Genomic DNA, 22,184 nt, shown 5'->3' on the forward strand with positions numbered 1-22,184 from the left:
CCTTACTTGAACTATGATCATCAGAACTAAACATAAAAAATTATCTCTATAGCGAATCTCCGATTTGTAACAAATGTTATCAAGTCGAATTTGGAATGAATACACGTTTTGTCGTTTTAGGAACAATGACTTTCACAAAATTGTAACGCTTTTTTCTCATTATAATAGATGTTCTGAGCGTCATAAAAAGCCACATGCCCTCCGTAATTTGGAGTCTCTAAACACAAAAATTGATGATTTTTAGCAATATCGTATGGAAAACAACTTAGCGAAAGAAACGAATCATTTTTAGCGTTAAGCAACAACGTAGGTACTTGAATGTTTCCTAAATTAGGTAAAGAACTACATTGTTCGTAATAATCATCCGCATCCTTAAAGCCATGAGCCTTAGAAGTATAAACATTGTCAAAATCTCGTAAATTTCTGATAGATTGTATTTCATCAAGGGTTATTCTTGTTGGGAATCGCTGTTGTTTTTCTTTAATTTTTACAATAAGTGTCCTAAGAAACCGCTTGGCATAAAGCCAATTACGACTACTTAACAACCTAAGCGAAGCCCCTTTCAAGTCACAAGGCACGGACACCCCTACAATGGCTTTTACTTCAGTGGGGAGTGAATGCGTTCCTGCATATTTCAATGCAATATTTCCTCCCATACTGAATCCCTTTATGAAAACTTGGGAGTATCCGAGTTGAAGTACTTTTAGTATGACAGCCTCTAAATCATCTGTTTTTCCTGAATGATACGTTGAAAACAAACGATTAGGTTCGCCACCGCACCCGCGAAAATTCATCGCACAGGCATCATATCCATTTTGATTGAATAACTTAGCTGTTGCTAAAACGTAAGGACGCTTTGCTGAACCCTCCAATCCGTGAAGGATAACAATACACCGATTAGTTTTTTCAAAGGCATAGCTCCAATCCAAATCTAAAAAATCACCATCGGGAAGTTCGATACACTCTCTCGACTGAGAAATGCCTTTTACTTGGCGTATTTTGCCCGAATAAATCGTTGAAATATCCGCTTGACGGAATAACAAAGGAGGATTATAAACTGATGTGACGAGTGGCATACTAAAAAACTATCCGTAAAATTACCTATTTTTGCTGACTGGCAACAAAGATACGTAATCCCACGGATAGTCCAGCTATGGAGTCCTAACAAAATTAATTACTCATTTTAGCTTCTCTTTCTTTAGCTTTTTTGATCCACTCAGGAACTAAAGTATTCAAGAATTCTTTTTTATTAGCACGTTCTTTTTCCATATCCAACCCGATGTAAGCCTGTAGTACTTCTTTTTTGAATTCAGGTAGAGGCACCTCGCCTTCAAATCCAAGCTTAGAAAGCACTTTAGAAAGTCCTAAACGGGCATCACGGGCATATCCTAAACCACTATTTACAATACGTTGTGTTTCCACAGGAGCGTGGAAAGAACCTCCATGCGAAGCTACTGAATAATCCCAACGCCATTGTGCTTTACGGATATTGGCTAAAATTGGAGCCATTTGTGCCTCTGTTGCACCCAAATCCCATGCTTTTTTAGCTTCAATATGAGCGATTGCCACTTGACGAGCTAATTGTGACGTTCCTTCTTGTACTTTTGCTTGACGCTCATAAACATCTCCTATCAAATCATTGGCATTCTCTCTGTGACAAACAAAACAAGAATTTTCAACATTAGCCAACGGTGAACCTATATGGTGATCTGTAAATTTTTGTCCTCCTTCTGATTTGTAAGGCATATGACAGTCGGCACAAGAAACCCCACGTTTTGCGTGAACGCTTGTCTTATATATTTCATAATCAGGATGTTGAGCTTTTAACATTTTAGCTTTGCTCAGCGGGTGAACCCAATCATAGAAACCGATTTTGTCATAATACTCTTCAGCTCCTTCCATTGTCATACCATTGTGCCAAGGGAACACCACAAACATAGAGCCTTCCACCTTATTCTTATCGAAATAATACTCTACGTGGCATTGAGCACACACTAAATTACGCATCTCTTGATGAGATTGTTTGTTGATGTCAAATCCCTGCACTTTGAACGCTTCCACCAACGCTGGACGGGTAATCGTCAAATTCATTGTTTTGGGGTCGTGACAGTCAGCGCAACCAATAGAGTTAACCATTTCACTACCCAAGTCCGACCATTTTTTACTGTAATATTCTGGTAAACCAAGCTCTTGCATCATACGAGGCACATCTGGTCCTTTACATTCCCAACAAGCCGATGGCATTGGTCCATCTCCATCAAATTTAGGAGAAGCCGTACGCAAGGTTTTTCTTAAATCTTGAATTGCATAAGCATGTCCACGAGGTTGATTATAGTCTTTGCTAAACGCATATCCTGCCCAAAGAATCACCAAATCTGGTTCGTGTTCAAGTGCATCTAAACGACCACTTGAACGGAATGGACTTCTATAGGTAGTATCTGCTGTTTTCATATATGATTGATACTGGCGTGGATAATTCAATCCCCAAATAGAGTCTCGTGGCTCAATTTTGTCCGTTCTAATTTCTACTTTTGGCTTATAGGCAAACTTTGCCTCTGCCTTTCTGTCAGTGATGTTTGAGATTAACCATCCCAGTCCAAACACTACAATTATTGTTACGATAAAAAATACCCAATTTTTCATTGTTGTCAGTTTTAAAATGTTTATTTGCTTTTACTTTCGTTACTCTTTTTAATCCACTCCATCACGCGAACACTATCTCTTCCGTTATCAAACTGAGTGGGTTCAATCTGAAATCCAATGGACGACAGACTTTTGACTGCTCCGTGAGGCACTTCACGATGGCACTCCCAACAGAGTCGGTCAGTGCGACTGTGAATATGATTAGCTACATCGCTTTCCAGCTTAGCATCGGTTACTTGATCGATGTGACAACGCACACAATTCTGATGAATAACCTCCACTGAAGCATCTTTAGCTCGAATGACCTCTGGTTCGTTTCTCGTGGTAAATACATAAGAGTGCCAAAGCCCATCTTTTGCTTTAAAGTAGTACTTACTGAACATATTGTCTTGTGGAACATGACAATCGTTACAGCTTGCTACTTCACGGTGAGAACTTTTATTCCAGGTCATATAATGAGGTGTCATCACATGGCAGTTGATACAGGCTTTGGGATCATCTGACATATAGGATGTAGCCCTACTGAGATACAATGCATAGAACCCTAAACCAAACATCGCTCCTATAACAATCAATGCTGGCAATCGCCACTGGGGTGGTGGGATTAGCGAAAACTTCTTTTTTTCTTTACTTCCAGTTGCCATATCAGTACATTATCTTGTTTTTCGAGGACTAAATTACAACATTAACGCGTAATAAAAAAGAGCTTTTTGTATTAAATAATCAATTTATACCCAATCTAAATATACATATGTTAAACGAAAACGTTGTAGTTTTGCGTATATGACAAAAAACTGACTTTTATCAGTAAGAATAGTTTTCCATGATTTTTTACTTCATAGAATTTCATACACTTTAAAGCAAAACAGCATGATTATTTCACTAATAAAATCATTTTAAAACAAAAAAAATCCTGTTTAATATTTTCAAAACATGAAAAATATCCATTTAACAATATTTTTACATTTATTTAACTCACAGGCGTTAGATATATTTGATAAGAAAAACGGATACATCAATAAAGATGAAACAGATCATTTCTCTACTCCTGTAAAAACAAAAAACCACATCCATTATCAAATAGATGTGGTTGTGAACTTTCGTTGTCTATAAAATTCTATTTCCCTTGAACAATCATCACGATTTCACCTTTTGGAGATTTCTTCTCGTAGTACGATTTCAATTCTGACAAAGTGCCTCGTTGAGTCTCCTCATGTAATTTAGTTAGTTCCCTCGAAATACTTGCCTTTCGACTTTCTCCAAAAACAGAAATAAAGTCATCAATGGTTTTCAATAACTTATGTGGAGATACGTAGAAGATCATAGTTCTTTTCTCTTCTATAAGTGCTTGTAATCGGGTTTGTCTTCCTTTTTTATCGGGCAGAAACCCTTCAAAAATAAAACGATCGTTAGGCAAACCGCTACTAACCAAAGCAGGGACAAAAGCTGTAGCTCCCGGTAAACATTCAACTTCAATACACTGCTCCAAACAAGCCCTTGTCAAGAGAAAACCCGGATCAGAAATCCCTGGCGTTCCAGCGTCAGTGATGAGGCCTACTATTTCGCCGTTTTTAATCCGCTGTACCCAATAGTCTACCACTTTGTGTTCATTATGCATGTGATAGCTCTGCATCGGAGTTGCTATATCATAGTGTTTTAACAGTTTAGAACTCGTACGAGTATCCTCTGCTAAAATCATGTCAACCTCTTTGAGTAATCGCAATGCGCGTAAAGTAATGTCCTCCAAATTTCCGATAGGCGTAGGAATCAGATATAGTTTACTCATTGGATTTCGAACCGTTTAAGAATCAATTTCAAGAATCGCTCTTCATACTCATCCTTACCCTTCCAATGATTGTAAATTGGTTTGACATTTTGCTCTAAATAGAGTACGATCTCTGACATACTATTCATTTCATTCAATCGTTGCAAAACAGCATTGTACTCACTTTCACTGCCTAAAAACAAATAGCGGATAAATGCTAGGCGGTCGTTCAAACCAATTGGCATATTTTTTCCGAGATGGTCATTCAACGATGGTGGAGTTTTTGCCTCTGTATCCTCTCGTTTTTCAACAACAAATGATTGCGTAGGCGGTGTTTCGAATATCAATTCTCGCGGTTTTTCTTCCTTTTTCTCAAATTCTAATTGTTGAGTTTGAGAGAATATGGAATCTATGACAGACTCGTTTTTACTCTCGTTCGTTTCATTTACTGTTGGTAATACAGGCTCTTGCACCACAGGAGTTTCTAAAATTTGCTGAATTTCCTCTTGTCGCTCCTGCTGCTCTTGTTGCACAAAATAGGACTGAAAATCAACCTGTTGTTCTTCCTGCGCTGGTGTTGCCCATTCAATATGGTAATCCTGTGGAGATTCTTCAAACGGAACTTCTGTTGATTGCTCCATCGTTGTAGGATTCGGCTGAACATCTGATTGTTGTGCTGTTTCTACGGGTTTTGTCCAATCAGAATAGTGATCTCGTACAGGCTCTTCGGAAGAAACTTCTTTTGTTTCGGCAACGGATTCTGTTTCAGGAAACTGCGATTGAAATCCTGTATACTGCTCTTCTTCCTCAACGGATTGTTGCAATTGTGCGGGTTTTGCCCATTCGATATGGTGGTTTCGCACAGGTTCTTCAGGAGTAAACTCCTGTTTTTCAACAGGCTGTGGCACCTCTGTCATATGTGACTGAACATCCGTAGATTCATCTTCTTGAAAGCGTTTTCCCCAATCTGCATAATGATCACGTACAGGCTCTTCAGGAGTAAACTCTTGTTTCTCAACAGGCTGTGGCACCTCTGTCATATGTGACTGAACATCCGTAGACTCATCTTCTTGAAAGCGTTTTCCCCAATCTGCATAATGATCACGTACAGGTTCCTCTGGAAGAACTTCTTGTGATTCAACAGACTCTACTACCTCTGTTTCATGAGGGTGAGCGTCCGTAGGTTCGTCCTCTTGAAAGCGTTTTCCCCAATCTGCATAATGATCACGTACAGGCTCCTCGGGAAGAATCTCTTGTGTTTGAACAGGTTGCACTGTCTCTGTCTCATGTGATTGAACATTCGTAGGTTCGTCTTCTTGAAAGCGTTTTGTCCAATCTGCATAATGATCTTTAACAGATTCCTCTGGAAGAACCTCTTGTTTTTCAGATAATTGTACTATTTCGGTAGCGTATGATTGATTCTCTGCGGGTTGTTCATTTGGTTCAGGTTTCGCCCACTCAAGATTCTTACTCCAAACAGGTTCTGCAAATTTATTTTCTTGAGGTTGTATGGCATGTTCTGCGACCGTAGAATCAGACTGAACTTGAACGGGATCTTCGGTGTGTTGAGTTCTCTCCACTTTCGATGAAGCAGGAGTAGCTATAGGCTCAGAATATTGAGGAGGAACAGCGAAAATATCTTCGTCATCTTGGTGTTCCTCAATGAAATTAGCGACTTTTCGCATCGTATAATCCATTCTACCTTCTGTAACACCTAAGGTAACGTAATATTTTTCAACAAAACTCAATATCGTTATCTTTTCATGCAACTTCTCAGCTTCTTTCTTTAAAAAAACTAAATCCCAACTTCCCACGGAATTAACGATATTTTGAGCGAGTATGCGTATCTCTCTTTCTAATTGCTCCTTCATGACGTATATTTTTGATCAATTTAAAAAACTTGCTTCAAAGGTACAAATAATATGTGTCATTATCAAATAATATATTCTTAAATGTCCGTTAATCAATTTTTAACTATCTCTATATCAACATCTAATAATCCTATTTTTGTGTCATGTGTAATACTCATCCACGCCTTTTTTGACATATCAAGTTCTCTTCCTTTTGTAAAAGGACCTCGGTCATTAACTACTACATACACCCATTTTCCATTCACTCGATTGGTAACTTTCAATTGCGTCCCGAAAGGCAAATTTCGATGTGCTGTAGTTTGTTTATTATTGTCAAAAATAGCTCCACTTGCTGTTTTTCGACCATTGAACTTGTCGTGATAGTATGCAGCCACCACATTCCGTTTGTAAATTCCTGTCTCCACAGAAGTTTTTGACTTTGAAGTGTGCGAAATTGTTTTACGTTGTGATGCATGAGACGAGTGCTTAGCTCTCTTGGTTCCTCCACAAGATTGAAACAAAAAGGCCACTAGAAGTAAACTTCCTAAAATAACTAAAATACGTTTATTTTTCATTATTGATTATTTTGATTATTATCGCAAAGATAAGAAAATACTAAATTTATCATAAATAAAAATCAATAAAACATCTGTTTATTATATATATTTCACTGAAAAACAAACTTATATTATTTTCCAATTTTCCTTTTTACGAATATTAAAAATTCTAAAAACCGTTGCTTTTTACGAATAAAAACGTATCTTTCGCAAAAAATATTGACCCTATGTCTAAAATATTAATCATTGAAGATGAAGCTGCCATCCGTCGAGTGCTTGGAAAAATACTCATGGAGGAAAGTAAAGACTATGAAATTGAAGAAGCTCCAGACGGATTGGAAGGACTTGAAAAAATAAAAAAAGACGATTTTGATTTGGTCTTATGCGACATTAAGATGCCAAAATTCGATGGTATGGAGGTGCTGACCGAAGCTAAAAAAATAAAGCCTGAAATCCCTTTTGTAATGATTTCAGGCCATGGAGATTTGGAAACCGCCGTAAATGCAATGAAGTTGGGGGCTTATGACTATATTTCCAAGCCTCCCGATTTAAATCGCCTACTTAACACTGTTCGAAATGCTTTAGACAAAAAGGAGTTAGTAATTGAAAACAAACGCCTTAAGAAAAAAATTAATAAAAACTACGAGATGATTGGCAAGAGTGATGCCTTAGAACAAATCCGCCAGATTATCGACAAGGTAGCACCCACTGAAGCTCGAGTTCTGATCACTGGATCCAACGGAACAGGAAAAGAACTTGTAGCTCATGCTCTACATGAAAAAAGCGAAAGAAGCGAAGCGCCAATGGTGGAAGTAAACTGCGCTGCCATACCTTCAGAACTTATTGAAAGTGAACTTTTTGGACATATAAAGGGAGCTTTCACATCTGCGGTGAAGGACCGTGCTGGAAAATTTGAGGCTGCCCATAATGGAACTATTTTTCTAGATGAAATTGGTGATATGAGTCTTTCAGCTCAAGCAAAAGTGCTACGTGCATTGCAAGAAAACAAAATTTCACGCGTGGGGAGCGACAAGGATATCAATGTGGATGTTCGTATCATTGCTGCCACAAACAAAGATTTGAAAAAAGAAATTGCCGAAGGTCGCTTCCGCGAGGATTTGTACCATCGATTGGCAGTAATCCTGATCAGAGTACCGTCATTGAACGAACGTCGTGATGACATCCCTCTGCTGGTAGAGCATTTTTCTCAAAAAATTGCCGAAGAACAGGGAATTTCACCTAAAAAATTCAGTACAAAAGCCATCAATTTACTCAAAGAACAAGATTGGACAGGAAACATACGTGAATTGAGAAATGTGGTAGAACGACTTATTATTTTAGGAGGCAAAGAAATCTCAGAAACAGATGTCAAAATTTTTGCAGGAAAGTAGCAACAAACCCAATATAAGAGAATCTAAGTTGATGATGTGATCCATTATCTCTAATCTTCATAGAAGTTAACAGTTGAGTTATATCTGGCTGTAGGTGAATTGTATTTTTCGAATCATTAGTGTAGGAACGCCTATGATAAAACGTCTATCAATCATGAAAAAAACATTTTCTACATACTTTTCTTCTTTCAAAATAAAAAAAGTACTCGAATGGGTTGTTTTTTCAGCTTTACTACTTTTTTTAGGTATTCTCATGTGTAATACAACTATTGTAAAAAGAACTAAAAACATGACATACAATAACTTATATGAGATTCCACACAATAAAGTAGGGTTAGTTTTAGGAACAATCCCAAAACTTTCTAACGGAGCCGAGAACCCTTATTTTACATATCGGATTGACGCTACACTAGCCTTATTTGAAGCTAAGAAAATTGATTATGTCTTGGTGAGTGGCGATAACAACAATAGTAATTACAATGAACCACAAGCCTTTAAAGAAGCTTTGATTGAAAGAGGAATTCCCGAAGAATGTATTTTTTTAGATTATGCTGGTTTCAGAACCTTGGATTCAGTAGTAAGAGCCAAGATTATCTTTGGACAAGAAAAAATTACCATTATTTCACAAAAATTTCATAATGAACGGGCTATTTATATCGCTCTGAAAAATAATATAGATGCCATTGGATTTAATGCCAAAGATTTGCCTACACATTTAGGCTTTAAAACCCAAATTCGTGAATATTTAGCCAGAACAAAACTCTTCATAGATCTTTTGTTTGGTGTTACACCAAAATTTTTAGGAGAAAAAATTGAAATACCATAAAAATTTACAAGCAATTGTAGAAATTAAACTTTTCGCTTACTTTTGTTGTCCATTCAAAAATTAATGGTGTTACATTCATATTCAACTTAATTAGATGCGTATTCCTGAGCATATACATAAAAAAATAGCGGATAGAAAAGCAGATAATGCCTTTCGGACACTTAAAGACAATTTGTTCACAATAGATTTTTTCTCCAATGACTACATTGGCTTTGCCTCGTCAAAAGCAATTCATGCCGAAGTAGAAAAAATATTAGCTGAACAAAAATGGCAACACGGGGCAACAGGGTCTCGCTTACTGTCAGGGAATCATTCATTGTATGAAGTTGCTGAAAATGAGATTACTAAATTTCACAATTCGGAAAGTGCTTTGTTATTTAATTCGGGTTATGATGCTAATGTTGGTTTTTTCTCATGTATTCCTCAACGGAATGATATTATGTTGTATGACAGTTATATACACGCTTCCATTCGTGATGGAATTTCGTTGGGATTGACAAAATCATACAAATTTAAACATAATGATTTATCCGATTTGGAAAAACTCCTCAAGAAATTTTCTTCTTCCAAACAAACTACTTTTGTAGCCACCGAATCTGTTTTTTCAATGGATGGAGATTCTCCTGATTTATTAAAAATGACAGAACTATGTGAGCAGTATGGAGCCTTCCTAATTGTGGATGAGGCTCATGCTTTAGGAGTTTTCGGTCAATTTGGTTGTGGCTTGGTACAACATCTGGGGTTGGAGAATCGAGTATTCGCTCGTATCGTAACCTATGGAAAAGCCTTAGGATGTCACGGAGCTGCTATACTTTCCTCTGGGGTAGTAAAAGATTATTTAATAAATTTCGCCCGTTCACTGATTTATACTACAGCAATGCCTCCACAGAGTGTTGCTCATATTGTAGCAGGATATAGGCAATTAAAAAAAACAACACATATTAAAAAATTACAGGAAAACATTTCTCTTTTCAAAAATACCTTAGAAAAACACAAAAAAAATTATTCATTTATTCATTCTGACTCTTCAATCCAAGCGATGATTGTATCAGGGAATGATTTTGTGAAATCGGTAGCTGAACAACTTCAAAATAAAGGTTTTGGCGTGATGCCTATACTCTCCCCTACCATTCCAAAAGGAGAGGAACGCCTACGAATTTGCCTACATAGTTTTAACACAGAGGAAGAAATTCTGAATCTCGTAAACAACATCTTATACTTAAATGAATTGTGTTAGGGTTCCTAGTAAAATGAAAATGAGGCAAATCGAATTCGAGTGCCTCATTTTGCAAATCTTTTAATAGAATATTATAACTTGTAGTTAACTCCTAAACCTAATACTTCACGAACTTGGAATCCTTTTACAGCGTTATCATCATAAATCGCTTGGAAAGTAAAGTTCGCCGATAAATATTTGTTAATAGTCATCACCAAATTAGCAGTGTAGTCTATGTCTATATTTTGTGGTTTGTCTAAATAGTTGCTATACAAATTCAAGATATTCTCCATAGAAACGTTATCCATTAAATTGAATTTAGCATATCCTCCAACAGCAAGACCCAGCTCGTAATTGAAATTTTTACCTCTTTTCACCCCGTAAAAACTATCAACATAATTTGTAAATTGCTTTCTTGCAGAAGTCACTTTTAATGTTGCAGGAGCAAGATTCACTTTTAAATTATCGCTTTTTTTCCACAACATACCAGGCCCTAACTGGAAGTAACCAGGAGATAAAAATCTGTTTATAAGTGTTTTGTCAGAAGCAGAATACTTATATCCATTGCTCAACTGTGTTTTAAAATTCATAAAAAGTGAATAATACCAAAACTCTGATGCTTGTCTACCTAATAATGAATTAATTTCAAAACGGTCATTGATTTTTCTTGCAAACTCATCATTTTTCAACTTTGTGATACCGTAGTCAATGAAGAAGTTGTTATCCCATGTCCATGCATCTTTTTTGTAGTTAACAGCATAGCTGATAGCCAAATTTGCCGCAACGTTGCTTGTTCCTCCTCCTGTCCATTCGTTATTGAATGCAGCTTGGTTAAACATCAAAGAAGCATTACCTCCCCTTTTCCAATTTGACTCTTCGTTTTGTGCAAAAATGCTTAATGAAGATAAGCATAAAACCGATAATAAAAGTTTTTTCATTGTTTGTTATAATTAATTTTAAAAATGTTACATATTTTTTCTCTTGTAAATAGGCACTGCTGAACACGCTTCCCCGAACATGACGCTTCGAGCTATGGGCTGAATACGTTGCACCGCCATGACATATGCTTCTTCGGGGATAGGTTTTTTTGAACAACCCTTCACTATCACAGGCTTGTCCATTAAATAGGAGATATCCACCCCTGCTATAATATCCTGAAAAATAGCTACCTCCAAATTCTGCAAATCACCTTGTACAATTTTCTTTGCATAAGGCTGTAACTTTGATGCGATAAGGATAAACGTCCACGCCGGTAAAATAGCTTCGGTGGAGCAATATATCGCTACATAAGCGTTTTCATACGTTTCCCACGAGTAGCTGTCCAAAGCCTCTCTAAATTCCTTTTCTCTGAGAATAAATCCCTCATGAAGGAATTCCTTAATGTCAAGCAGTAAACGTCTTTCATTTGGGTAATAATCTTCCAAGTCGAAGATTTCCAACGCACTTTTAGTTACTCTATTTACGATTTCTTCTGTCAAATCTTACAAAAATCCTAGTTCTAATTTTGCAACCTCACTCATCATATCCTGATGCCAAGGTGGATCAAAAGTAATTTCCACCTCCACCTCATTGATTTCATCTATACTCTTAACTTTTTCTTGTACCTCCTGAGGTAATACTTCTGCCACAGGACAATTAGGAGTCGTGAGGGTCATCAATATTTTTACATCGTAATTCTCATTGACAAAAACGTCATATATGAGTCCCAATTCATAGATATCAACAGGAATCTCTGGATCATAAATCGTTTTGAGCATATCAACGATTTTTTCGCCTAAGTCTTCGGTATTTATAATATTTGACATAATTATGATTCTTTTAGTTGATATACAAAAGCATATCGTTTCATTTGCTCAAGCATACTAACCAATCCATTAGCTCGTGTTGGCGAAAGATGCTCTTTTAACCCAATTTTTTCAATAAAATCCAACGGAGCCTCAACAATATCTTTCGGTTTCTGATTTGAAAGAACACGTATTAACAATGCTATGATTCCTTTAGTAATGATTGCATCGCTGTCGGCAGTGAATTTTACTTTACCATCCTCAAAATCAGCAAAAAGCCACACTTTGCTTTGACATCCTTTAATCAGATAATCATCCGTTTTATATTTCTCATCAATTAAAGGGAGCGACTTTCCAAGCTCAATCATATATTCATAACGTTGCATCCAATCATCGAAAAATGAAAATTCTTCTATAATCTCATTCTGAACTTGCTGAATCGTCATATTTTAAAATTTGGGCAAATGTAAGAAATGTATCTTTATTTTATTCTAAAAAAATCTTAATTTTTTCTTTTCATACAGAAATTGTAAGTAATACCCATTTGTTTTTTAATTTACTGCAATAAAAATCTTTTTATAATATTCAAGATTAAAGCATTTTTTACTTTTTATGTTGGTGATTTTGAAAAACAAATTATGAATCATTATAGTTATATCTTGGAGTTCTGATTCATCTTTACTAATGATAAATCACGTCTTACAAGGATTGGTAAACATCCCCTGTTTCACTTGTTCTACAAATTTAATGATTGATTTTTTGATGGATATCAGCAAAAATGGAAATAAAAAAATCGCAACACTTTCACTATAAAAGCATTACGATTTTTTGTTGTACTCGGAGCGGGACTTGAACCCGCACAGGCATTGCTGCCCACTGGATTTTAAGTCCAGCGTGTCTACCGATTCCACCATCCGAGCCCTTTATTAAGGCAATAAAAGAGCGAAAAACGGGGTTCGAACCCGCGACCTCAACCTTGGCAAGGTTGCGCTCTACCAACTGAGCTATTTTCGCAAGAACAATATTTTTCAAAAGCAACCCCTAACTGATTGCGAGTGCAAAGATAACAACATTTTTTTACTTGGCAAATATTTTCTCTTTTTTTTGAAAAATATTTTTCTGTCTGAAAAGCATTTTACATTCTCTCAGGAACTTGTATCCCAAGCATTGCAAAAGCCAATGCAATAATCTCACTTATTTTTTTACAAAGCGACACCCGAAACTCTCTTTTTGCTACATTTTCCTCTCCCAAAATGGATACATTCTGATAGAAAGAATTGAAATCTTTTACCAAATCATACACATAATTGGCAATGACCGCAGGGCTGTACGAATCTGCTGCGTTTTGCACAACTTCGGGGAAAAGTGCCATATTTTTAAGAAGCGTTTTCTCCTTAGGGTGTAATTCTGAAATTGAAAGACTTTCTGATTTTGAGATTTCTATTTCGTTGTATTTTCGTAAGATAGATTTAATTCGGGCATAAGTGTATTGCACAAAAGGACCTGTGTTGCCTTGAAAGTCAATAGATTCTTTTGGGTCAAAAAGAATACGTTTTTTGGGGTCAACTTTCAAAATATAGTATTTCAGAGCTCCCAAACCGATGGTATGATACAATTCCTTTTTCTGATTATTATCGTATCCGTCTAATTTGCCTAATTCTTGCGAAATTTCTTCAGCTGTTTGCTCCATTTCTGCAATTAAATCGTCGGCATCGACCACAGTTCCTTCACGACTTTTCATCTTTCCGCTTGGTAAATCCACCATTCCGTAACTCAAATGATACAGATTTTCAGCCCAATCAAAGCCTAATTTCTTCAGAATTAAAAACAAAACCTTGAAATGGTAATCTTGCTCATTTCCAACGGTATAAACCATTCCTTTTACGTCAGGATAATCTTTTACGCGTTGGGTTGCGGTACCAATATCTTGGGTAATGTACACCGAAGTTCCGTCAGAGCGAAGCACTAATTTTTCATCCAAACCATCAGCGGTTAAATCACACCAAACCGAGCCGTCTTCCTTCTTAAAGAAAACACCTTTTTGTAAGCCTTCTTCGATGATGTCTTTTCCTAATAAATATGTGTCACTTTCGTAGTAGTATGAATCGAAATCGACACCTAAATTTTTGTAAGTAGTTGAAAATCCGTTGTAAACCCACTGATTCATTTCTTTCCAAAGGGAAATAACTTGCTCGTCTCCGGCCTCCCATTTTCGAAGCATTTCTTGTGCTTCCAAAAATATGGGTGCTTGTTTTTCAGCTTCTTCTTTGGTTTTTCCTTCTGAAATAAGTTGTTCAATTTCAGATTTATACGCTTTATCGAAAGCTACATAGTAATTCCCGACAAGTTTATCGCCTTTAAGTCCTGAATTTTCAGGCGTTTCGCCATTGCCAAAACGTTGCCAAGCAATCATTGATTTACAGATGTGTATCCCTCTGTCGTTGATTATCTGAGTTTTATATACTTTATGTCCGGCTGCTTTTAGAATTTCAGCGACTGAATATCCTAACAAGTTATTGCGAATATGCCCCAAGTGCAAGGGTTTGTTGGTGTTAGGTGATGAATATTCAACCATTATGGTCTTTTTGGAATTGGGCTTAGCCAAGCCAAAATGGGTTTCGTTTTCTATACTTTTCAGAAAATCAATGTAATAAGAATCCGAAATTACTAAATTCAAAAATCCTTTGATTACATTGAAGCTCTCTACCTCTTTTACATTTTCTTGCAGAAAAGTCCCGATTTGTTGTCCAATTTGTTCAGGATTTCCTTTAATCTGACGTAACATCGGAAAAATTACAATAGTAATGTCGCCTTCAAACTCTTTTTTAGTCTGCTGAAGTTCAATGTTTTCGAGTTGAACACTAAAAAGTTGCTCAACAGCCTTTTGTGTATGTTGTTTTAAAATATCTTGTAGATCTAGCATGGGTGTAAACAAAAATTAATTATGGAGGCAAAGGTAATGATTTTTAAGATATGATGCTTTGCCATATTTATAAAAATTACAATCGGTAGACTGAATGCTCAAAAGCATTTTTTTTCACTATTTCTGACTGACAACGATCATTTTTGTATATTTTGGATGCTTAAACGAAGAAACTAAGATACGGAATTTTAAAAATTCTGTATATTCCAAAACGCATAGATAACTCCGTATAAAAGTAATAGGTGTTTAAATTACTACAAACACAATGAATTAATAATCACATATTTTATTTTCTTCTCTATTATTACATTGAAATGATAATAAATTCACTTCTTCGGTTTGCCTGATGTTCTTCTTCTGAACACTTAACACCATTACCACAGTGATTGGTCAATTGAGTTTCTCCATAGCCTTTACCAGTTATACGTGATTTTTTGATACCGTGCTTCACCAACCATTTGATGGTTGATTTGGCTCGTCGGTCGGAGAGTGCCAAATTATACTTATCTGAACCACGACTATCCGTATGCAAACGAACATCAATTTTCATCGTAGGATACTCCTTCATTACATCCACGATTTTTGCCAATTGTTCTGCAGCATCGGGGCGAATATCTGCTTTATCGTAATTGAAGTAAATATTGTCAATCTTCAAAACTTTTGCCAAGTCTGTTCCTTTTTCTATTTTTCGGCGTTCAATAGGTGTTAATGCAATTTCGTAGAATAGCTCGTCTTTTTCCTTAATGATAACTTCCTGTTTCTTAGGTATAAAACCTTGTTTTTCAGCGTTTATATTAAACGTACTTCCATTTGTACAATCAATCTCATATGCAAAAAAGAAATTCCCGTCAACATCAGAAAGCTTAGTTTCAATGGGTTTACCATCAGCATTTCGTAAAACTAGCCCTGCATCTTTGATAATTTCACGTGTAGTAGCATTTCTTACGATTCCTGAAATATTTTTTGTGCAACTGAAAGACACAGGTCTATGTTCTTGAAAAGCATAAATATCATCTTTTCCTTTCCCTCCTACCCGATTGGATGTCAAGAATCCCACTTTTGTATCACTATCAATAACAAAACAGAAATCATCCTTAGAGCTATTTGCTGGTGCACCTATGTTTACGGGTTTTGAAAAAGACCCATCTTCGTTTATTTTTACAGCAAAGATGTCTAACCCTCCTAATCCAGGATATCCATCAGATGAATAATAAAGAATGTTATCCTTACTTACAAAAGGGAAAGATTCCCGACCAGCAGTGTTTACTACATTGCCTAAATTTTCAGGTTTTCCATAGCCTCCTTTTTCAAGGCGTTCTACTCGGTAGATATCCGAAGCGCCGAACGAACCTCGCATATCCGAAGCAAAATAGAGATATTTCTCATCAGGACTCAATGCAGGATGTGCTACATTGTGAATATTGCTGTTGAATGGCATTTCCTTTTCCTTACTCCATTTTCCGTTTTTGTCTTTTGTGGATTTGAATATTTTGAGTAAGACCGTATCATCGCCGTTGGTTTTTATCTTGTTGTTGAGGAAGTTGTTTCGTGTGAAATAGATTGTATTTCCATCTTTGGTAAAAACGGCTGTAGATTCATTGAATCGGGTGTTTATTTTGTTCATTTTTGAAACCTTGGAAACATTCATACAATCCCTCTTGGCCTCATATAAATCGTAGTAAGCATCACCCGTCCATGTCGATTTTCCTTTGAAAAGGCCTGAACTTTTTGAAAATACAATCTTCTTACCGTAGAAAGCCGTTCCATATTCTGAATTTGGGGAATTTATTTTCAATGGTTGTAATTCGAGTCGATTAGAGTTAAGCTCTATGTCTTTTCGATAGCCCCTATTTTTGTTAAAAATGACAGCTCTAGCGTCACTTTTACCAACCATAGCTACAAATTTATCCATTATCTTATCCGAATCTTCTAACTTTCCAACAGACTTTAGTGTTTGGGCATATCGATAATAATATTCCGATGATTTCTTATATTCCTCCTTAGAGAAAAGTTGTTCATACCAAATATTAGCACTCTCATAATCAGCATTATAGTAGTAAGCATTGCCTAAATTTTGTAATAAATCTTGGTTGACAAACCCCTTTTTAGCAATGCTTTCATATGCCTTTATCGCTCCTACGTAATCATAGTTTTTATAGAGTTTATGAGCTTTTATTAACTCTTTTGTCTGCGAAAACCCAAAAAACAGTGCACCAAAAAACACCAAAAGGGTTTTTAAAAATTTCATCTTCATAGTACTCCTCACAAATTTATTCCATAACTCTCAGGAAATAGCAATGGATATGTAATGCTATTCTTTATCTTCTCCCAACTCTCGCATTAAGTAACTTGAGAATCACCCGCAAATATACGATTTTTTACATACAAATGACTACTAAATATGCTAAAAACACAAGAAACTACCTCTATTTGCTGAGATTGCTCAGAAAATAAATTAACATTTAGTGTCAGAAATCTTAACAGACGTATAAAATTATGCTTGGGAGCTGAATAAGCGTGTTAAAGTTTGTTATCGTTTTCTTTTTACTTTAACTTTTCGATAACATATAAACTTGTGTATCAATACAAAAGATGTAATTTTGCCGCCTGAAAATTTTAAGCAGTGTAATTTTACTACAAATTCACGATAAGTCTTAAATAAAATAGACAGAATGATACAAAGTAAAAAGAAGTATTTATTTATGTTATTGGGGATGTTGAGCGTTTTACTAATGACCCTCACCATCATAGAAGTTAGTACTAAAAAAATTAGTATCCACAAGGATTTTATAGTGAAAGAACCTTTATTGGTTGTTATTCCCCCTGAGTCGGAGCTCAAAGAGCAAGTAACCCCTCCTTTTATTGGTAGAACATTTGTCGGATTCAAAGAGGCTTTAGCTTACAGAGAGTCAAGAGGCAATTATTTTGTAGTAAATCCGTTTGGATATATGGGTAAATACCAATTCGGGAAATCTGCATTACGATTCTACGGAGTTACAGACACTTATGAATTTTTGAATTCTCCTGAGCAACAAGAACGATTGTTCACATTGAGTATAAAAAGAAACAAATGGGTTTTACGCGAAGAAATAGATCTTTTTGTGGGTAAGAAAATAAATGGCATAAACATCACAGAATCTGGGATTTTAGCGGCTGCCCATTTAGCAGGAGCGCAAAGTGTGAAACAATACTTTAAACGTAAAGGTAATTACTCCTTCGCCGATGCTAACGGTACAACGCTACAAAACTATTTACGAAATTTTGCCGATTATGATGTGACAGATATAATTCCAGAGGAAAGACCCAGATTCTGATACATGTCTGCTAAAAATAGAACTATCCTATTTTAGGGTTCAATAGTAATTACATCAATTTGAAGTTGAGTTACAACCATTTATCAAAACAGCATAAGGTACAAGAAAACACTTAAAGATGAACAATAAACGTACTCCCCTTACCTACCTGTGATTGAATTTTGATAGATCCATTTGCAGCTGTGATGATACTTTTGACCATGGCTAAGCCTAAACCTGTACCTCCTGTTTTGGTAGTAAATTGAGGTTCAAAAATTTTTTCTTGGTCAGCGGTTGGAATGCCTACACCATTGTCACTCACCGTAAGTTCTACTTGAAATTCTTTTTTACTCAGAGAAACAACAATCCTTGGATTTTCTTTGTTTTCAGTAGCTTGAATAGCATTTTTGACTAAATTAGTTACCACACGAACCAATTGATCTTTATCAAATAATAAAGAAATATGCTCATCGGTGGTAATGAAAGAAATATGTTTCGAATCAAAAATATCCAAGGTTCGTTTTACCACAGGAACAGCATTGAAAAACTCCTCTTGCTTCGCAGGCATATTAGTTAAGGCTGAAAATGCCGAAGAAATATTACTCAGAATATCAACTTGTTGAACGAGTGATTCGCAAAACTCATTGGTTTTATCCCTTACTTCGGGGTCATTAGGATCAAATCGACGTTGAAAACTCTGTACGGAGAGTCGCATGGGAGTCAGCGGATTTTTGATTTCGTGGGCAACCTGTTTCGCCATTTCACGCCATGCTTGTTCCCGTTCGGATTTTGCCAACAATACCTTACTACGTTCAATTTCGTCAATCATACTATTATAAGCCCCCACCAACTGTCCAATTTCAGTACTCGGTGATTTCAGTATGATTTTTTCATTACGCTCCAGTAATCGAGTCTTCTCCAAACGATTCTCAATCGTTTTTAGGGATTTGGTAATATAACTCGAAATGAAATAAGCAAATCCTAAAGCTAACACCAATAAAGAAAAATAGACTAAAGATATATTATAAAGTGAGCCTTGGAGAGCTTTTTCATTAAATGTGTCGTCTTCAAAATGAGGAATGCTGAGTACTGCAATGGGTTTGAATTGGAGATCCGTTACATAGGTGTAGGAATTTTGGTATCCCCTCCCATCTTCAAGATAATGATGTTCGGAAAGTCGTTTATTCAAAGTGGAGGCTAACTGTTTCAAAACAGGGGTGGGAATACTGAGCGTATCCTTACTATCAATTACAGCACGGGAACTTTTCAAAAGACTTCCATTAAGGTCGTATAAGTCAAAATTAACATTTAAAATATTGGCAATGTTGTATATAGATTCCCTAAAAATCAACGGAACATAAGCCGTTTCCACCGGATAAGTGGTTTGTGAAAGTACATATTGGATTTGCGTTTTAATTTGATTTTCTTTGTCTATAAGCCGCTCAATATGATATTCTTCCGCCTGTTTTCGGTATTGGAACACCATTACAACCGCAATGGCAGCAAAAGCAATTACAACCAAAAAGGTCATACTCAAAAATATACGAAATCGAAGCGAATCTTTTTTTAACATGCCTAAAAAGGAGTTACCTATTTTTTAGGAGACATAACAAAGGCTGCGGGATATACCTTCCTTATCTCAATTAAGTTTTTTTCTGCTTCTAAACGAGTTCTGAAACTTCCTAAACGTACTTTGTAGTTTGGAGTTTCAAAAACTAAGAAAAGTGGCATCTTGTATTGCTCTTTAGCGGACTTCATAGTTTCGTTAGCTCCTGAAATAGTGCCGTTATAGATTTGAATTTGGAAAAGAACTTCGTTTTTTGCGACGTCTTTTTTCAGTTCCATTATTTCAGTAATATTATCATTTTGATTTACAACCACTTGCGAATAAGCAAACGATACAAAAAATGCAAAAACAAACCCTAAAATATTTCTTTTCTGATTCATAATTTCTGTAATATATTTTCCTCTAGTAATATTCAATTTTTTGTTCTGATACGTAAATTTCACGTCCCTCTTTCGAGATAGTTTTCTTTATCCAATTTCCTTTTTTGTCATAAATATAGGAAGAGTTTGTCTGCTCAACCAATTTATTTTCAGCATCATAAGACAAAGAGGACGTTGGGTTATCATGTTTGTCATAGGTGTAGTTTATCTTAGCAACAAATTTACTTCCTCCTTCGAATTGACGTACCTCAGTAACATTTCCTTTTTTATCGTAAGAAAATAGTGTTTTGTACACTATATCTCCCTCAGGATTTAAAATAATTTCTTCGGTTTTGTTTCCTTTAGAATCGTACACATATGTTTGTTTTTCAACACACATTTCATCTGTTAGACATAAATTTTTCTCTACCAAATTTCTCTTTTCATCATACAGATATTTGCCATATTGTACAGGCTGTTCTCCTTCAAAAGTAGTATCTTCAATCTTGTTTCCTTTGGCATCAAACACAGCAACTAACTTCATGTACATTTTTCCTTCTTCGGAAAAACTGCGAATTTCAGTCTGATTCTTTTTTGAATCATAATCAAACTCTACTCGCATCATCTGTTTATTCTGTGCGTCAAATGCATTAATTTCCGTCACAAAACCCTCGTTTGTGAATGATGTTTTGAACGAAGAAGAAGCCTGACTGTTTTCTATAGAACGTTCAATGGAAATAACCGATTTCACTTTACCTTTAAGTTTCGCAGTCTGCCAATGAGTTTCTTTAGGTTGTGCTAACGCTAAAGCAATTCCGTTGACGAGAAACACCAATAGAAGCGTGATTTTTTTCATAGTTTTTTAGTATTTTAGGCAAAAATACAAATTATTTTCAAATTTGAGATTGTTTTTTTATAAATCTTCAGAGAATAAATATTCTTAAAATTTCATTTGCTTAATGAAATTTTAATTCTCTATTTTTCCAATTGGTGTGGATGTTTCAACCCGTTAAAAGAATCTAAATCAGCCACTAAAGATCCTACACGTAAAGTAGCTTTGATGCGCAATGGAACGCGATTTTTGTCATCCGAAATCCACATTGTGATACTCTCTTCTTCTTTAAACACACGCCCATCTTGAACTAACGGTCTAAAAATCATAGTATTTTGAGTTCCAAATTTAGTTTTTATCTTTTCTTTACCTAAGTAACGTAACTTGAATTTGAACACCTCATCATCATCAAAAATCAAATCCATCGCAATTTCCTCTCCCTTTTGGATATTACTAATCTTTGGATTACTTCGCAACTGATAAAAAGCTGAAATAACATCTTGAATATGTATTGGAACTGAAATTTCAGACAATTCTCCATTCTCCATATTTTTGATTTTCACTTTATTAACATCGTGATTAAAATCCATTTTTAGGTGCTTAGTGTACCCTCCTTCATAAATATTACGAATGAAATGACGAGGTTTTCCATCACTGATACCAAAATAGCTTTCGTAGGTATCATCAACCTTAAAAAACACTCTTGCCAAACCCGTTGTAGCTCCTTTTCCTACAGAATGAAACACCTTTTCTCCGTTGTAATCAGCTTCTTTAAGCAACAGAGTAGCCTCACTGGCGTTAAAAATTCCGTATTTCACCTTAAATTTTAGCCATTCACCTCCTTTGAAAGGCAAATCATTATCTTGTGCAATCACCTGTGTTCCAAAAACAGGAAATAAAAAAAGGATATATAAAATTATTCTTTTCATATTGTATGTTTTTTTTAGTTTTATGTAAATTTATTCTCGACTCATGAACCTTTAACAATCATTATGCCATAAATTACTTCATTTGCAAAGATAGAAAAATATATTAACTCACCACATACCCCCTGATAAGCAAAAAACTTTTAGTCCCATTTAGCTTACGAAATCCTTTATAATACGTAAATTTTGGAAGAATTTTATCTCTTTTCAATGAAGGTTTTGAAATTCATCGTTATTTTTTTTCATAAAATA

20 protein-coding genes and 2 tRNA genes are annotated in these 22,184 nt (G+C 35.7%); 4 read left to right on the forward strand and 18 right to left on the reverse strand.

Going from position 1 to position 22,184, the window contains the following annotated elements; genetic code table 11:
• Window positions 1-116: 116 nt before the first annotated feature.
• The 6 genes from CCAND38_RS04155 to CCAND38_RS04185 form a co-directional block, all read right to left on the reverse strand.
• Complete coding sequence (locus CCAND38_RS04155; protein ID WP_042344003.1) at window positions 117-1,076, reverse strand: YheT family hydrolase; 960 nt, start codon at window positions 1,074-1,076, stop codon at window positions 117-119.
• Between the two features lie 94 nt (window positions 1,077-1,170).
• Complete coding sequence (nrfA, locus tag CCAND38_RS04160) at window positions 1,171-2,643, reverse strand: ammonia-forming cytochrome c nitrite reductase (RefSeq protein WP_042344004.1); 1,473 nt, start codon at window positions 2,641-2,643, stop codon at window positions 1,171-1,173.
• 20 nt (window positions 2,644-2,663) lie between these two features.
• Complete coding sequence (nrfH, locus tag CCAND38_RS04165; protein WP_042005392.1) at window positions 2,664-3,287, reverse strand: cytochrome c nitrite reductase small subunit; 624 nt, start codon at window positions 3,285-3,287, stop codon at window positions 2,664-2,666.
• Between the two features lie 473 nt (window positions 3,288-3,760).
• Window positions 3,761-4,429: a 16S rRNA (cytidine(1402)-2'-O)-methyltransferase gene (gene rsmI, locus CCAND38_RS04175; RefSeq protein ID WP_042344006.1), complete on the reverse strand. Its 669-nt coding sequence runs from the start codon at window positions 4,427-4,429 to the stop codon at window positions 3,761-3,763.
• The gene (locus tag CCAND38_RS11345; RefSeq protein WP_052458115.1) at window positions 4,426-6,279 is read right to left on the reverse strand and encodes a DUF8457 domain-containing protein; all 1,854 of its coding nucleotides are present in this window, start codon (window positions 6,277-6,279) and stop codon (window positions 4,426-4,428) included. Before CCAND38_RS11345 ends, rsmI begins: the two co-directional genes overlap by 4 nt.
• Before the next feature lie 92 nt (window positions 6,280-6,371).
• Entirely contained in the window at window positions 6,372-6,833 is a 462-nt protein-coding gene (locus CCAND38_RS04185) for a septal ring lytic transglycosylase RlpA family protein (RefSeq protein ID WP_042344007.1), read from the reverse strand.
• A gap of 209 nt (window positions 6,834-7,042) precedes the next feature.
• On the opposite strand from CCAND38_RS04185, the gene CCAND38_RS04190 reads away from it, so the two are divergent.
• The 3 genes from CCAND38_RS04190 to CCAND38_RS04200 all read left to right on the forward strand — a co-directional run bounded on the left by CCAND38_RS04190 (window position 7,043) and on the right by CCAND38_RS04200 (window position 10,269).
• Complete coding sequence (locus CCAND38_RS04190; protein WP_042005387.1) at window positions 7,043-8,206, forward strand: sigma-54-dependent transcriptional regulator; 1,164 nt, start codon at window positions 7,043-7,045, stop codon at window positions 8,204-8,206.
• A 289-nt stretch (window positions 8,207-8,495) separates the two neighbouring features.
• Window positions 8,496-9,032 (forward strand): SanA/YdcF family protein, encoded by a 537-nt coding sequence (locus CCAND38_RS04195; RefSeq protein WP_262481999.1) that lies wholly within the window; start codon window positions 8,496-8,498, stop codon window positions 9,030-9,032.
• Between the two features lie 94 nt (window positions 9,033-9,126).
• Window positions 9,127-10,269, forward strand: coding sequence for an aminotransferase class I/II-fold pyridoxal phosphate-dependent enzyme (locus CCAND38_RS04200; protein ID WP_042344009.1), 1,143 nt, complete (start codon window positions 9,127-9,129; stop codon window positions 10,267-10,269).
• Window positions 10,270-10,340: 71 nt separating this feature from the next.
• Here the strand turns inward: CCAND38_RS04200 and CCAND38_RS04205 are convergent, their stop codons facing one another.
• From CCAND38_RS04205 to CCAND38_RS04240, 8 genes are all read right to left on the reverse strand, one after another.
• Window positions 10,341-11,186, reverse strand: a complete 846-nt coding sequence (locus tag CCAND38_RS04205) for a DUF3078 domain-containing protein (protein WP_042005384.1) — start codon at window positions 11,184-11,186, stop codon at window positions 10,341-10,343.
• A gap of 27 nt (window positions 11,187-11,213) precedes the next feature.
• Entirely contained in the window at window positions 11,214-11,726 is a 513-nt protein-coding gene (locus CCAND38_RS04210) for a DUF2480 family protein (RefSeq protein ID WP_042344010.1), read from the reverse strand.
• 3 nt (window positions 11,727-11,729) lie between these two features.
• Window positions 11,730-12,053 (reverse strand): DUF59 domain-containing protein, encoded by a 324-nt coding sequence (locus CCAND38_RS04215; RefSeq protein ID WP_042344011.1) that lies wholly within the window; start codon window positions 12,051-12,053, stop codon window positions 11,730-11,732.
• Between the two features lie 2 nt (window positions 12,054-12,055).
• A complete protein-coding gene (locus tag CCAND38_RS04220; RefSeq protein WP_042008327.1) occupies window positions 12,056-12,478 on the reverse strand; it encodes a SufE family protein in 423 nt (140 codons plus the stop codon).
• A 388-nt stretch (window positions 12,479-12,866) separates the two neighbouring features.
• A tRNA-Leu gene (locus tag CCAND38_RS04225) sits at window positions 12,867-12,952 on the reverse strand.
• 21 nt (window positions 12,953-12,973) lie between these two features.
• Window positions 12,974-13,046 (reverse strand) — tRNA-Gly (locus CCAND38_RS04230).
• Between the two features lie 121 nt (window positions 13,047-13,167).
• Window positions 13,168-14,955: an arginine--tRNA ligase gene (gene argS / locus CCAND38_RS04235; protein WP_042344012.1), complete on the reverse strand. Its 1,788-nt coding sequence runs from the start codon at window positions 14,953-14,955 to the stop codon at window positions 13,168-13,170.
• Between the two features lie 304 nt (window positions 14,956-15,259).
• Entirely contained in the window at window positions 15,260-17,203 is a 1,944-nt protein-coding gene (locus CCAND38_RS04240; protein WP_500681093.1) for an OmpA family protein, read from the reverse strand.
• A gap of 427 nt (window positions 17,204-17,630) precedes the next feature.
• Between CCAND38_RS04240 and CCAND38_RS04245 the strand changes: the two genes are divergently transcribed.
• Window positions 17,631-18,269: a lysozyme family protein gene (locus CCAND38_RS04245; protein WP_369800751.1), complete on the forward strand. Its 639-nt coding sequence runs from the start codon at window positions 17,631-17,633 to the stop codon at window positions 18,267-18,269.
• Between the two features lie 112 nt (window positions 18,270-18,381).
• On the opposite strand, the gene CCAND38_RS04250 is transcribed toward CCAND38_RS04245, so the two are convergent.
• From CCAND38_RS04250 to CCAND38_RS04265, 4 genes are all read right to left on the reverse strand, one after another.
• Window positions 18,382-19,821 (reverse strand): sensor histidine kinase, encoded by a 1,440-nt coding sequence (locus CCAND38_RS04250; RefSeq protein ID WP_042344015.1) that lies wholly within the window; start codon window positions 19,819-19,821, stop codon window positions 18,382-18,384.
• A 17-nt stretch (window positions 19,822-19,838) separates the two neighbouring features.
• Window positions 19,839-20,195: an SPOR domain-containing protein gene (locus CCAND38_RS04255; RefSeq protein ID WP_042008335.1), complete on the reverse strand. Its 357-nt coding sequence runs from the start codon at window positions 20,193-20,195 to the stop codon at window positions 19,839-19,841.
• Between the two features lie 22 nt (window positions 20,196-20,217).
• A complete protein-coding gene (locus CCAND38_RS04260; protein WP_042344016.1) occupies window positions 20,218-21,030 on the reverse strand; it encodes an RHS repeat domain-containing protein in 813 nt (270 codons plus the stop codon).
• 119 nt (window positions 21,031-21,149) lie between these two features.
• A complete protein-coding gene (locus CCAND38_RS04265; RefSeq protein WP_042008293.1) occupies window positions 21,150-21,935 on the reverse strand; it encodes a DUF3108 domain-containing protein in 786 nt (261 codons plus the stop codon).
• Window positions 21,936-22,184 lie beyond the last annotated feature (249 nt).

It is taken from the genome of Capnocytophaga canis, from assembly GCF_000827555.1.
GTDB lineage: Bacteria > Bacteroidota > Bacteroidia > Flavobacteriales > Flavobacteriaceae > Capnocytophaga > Capnocytophaga canis.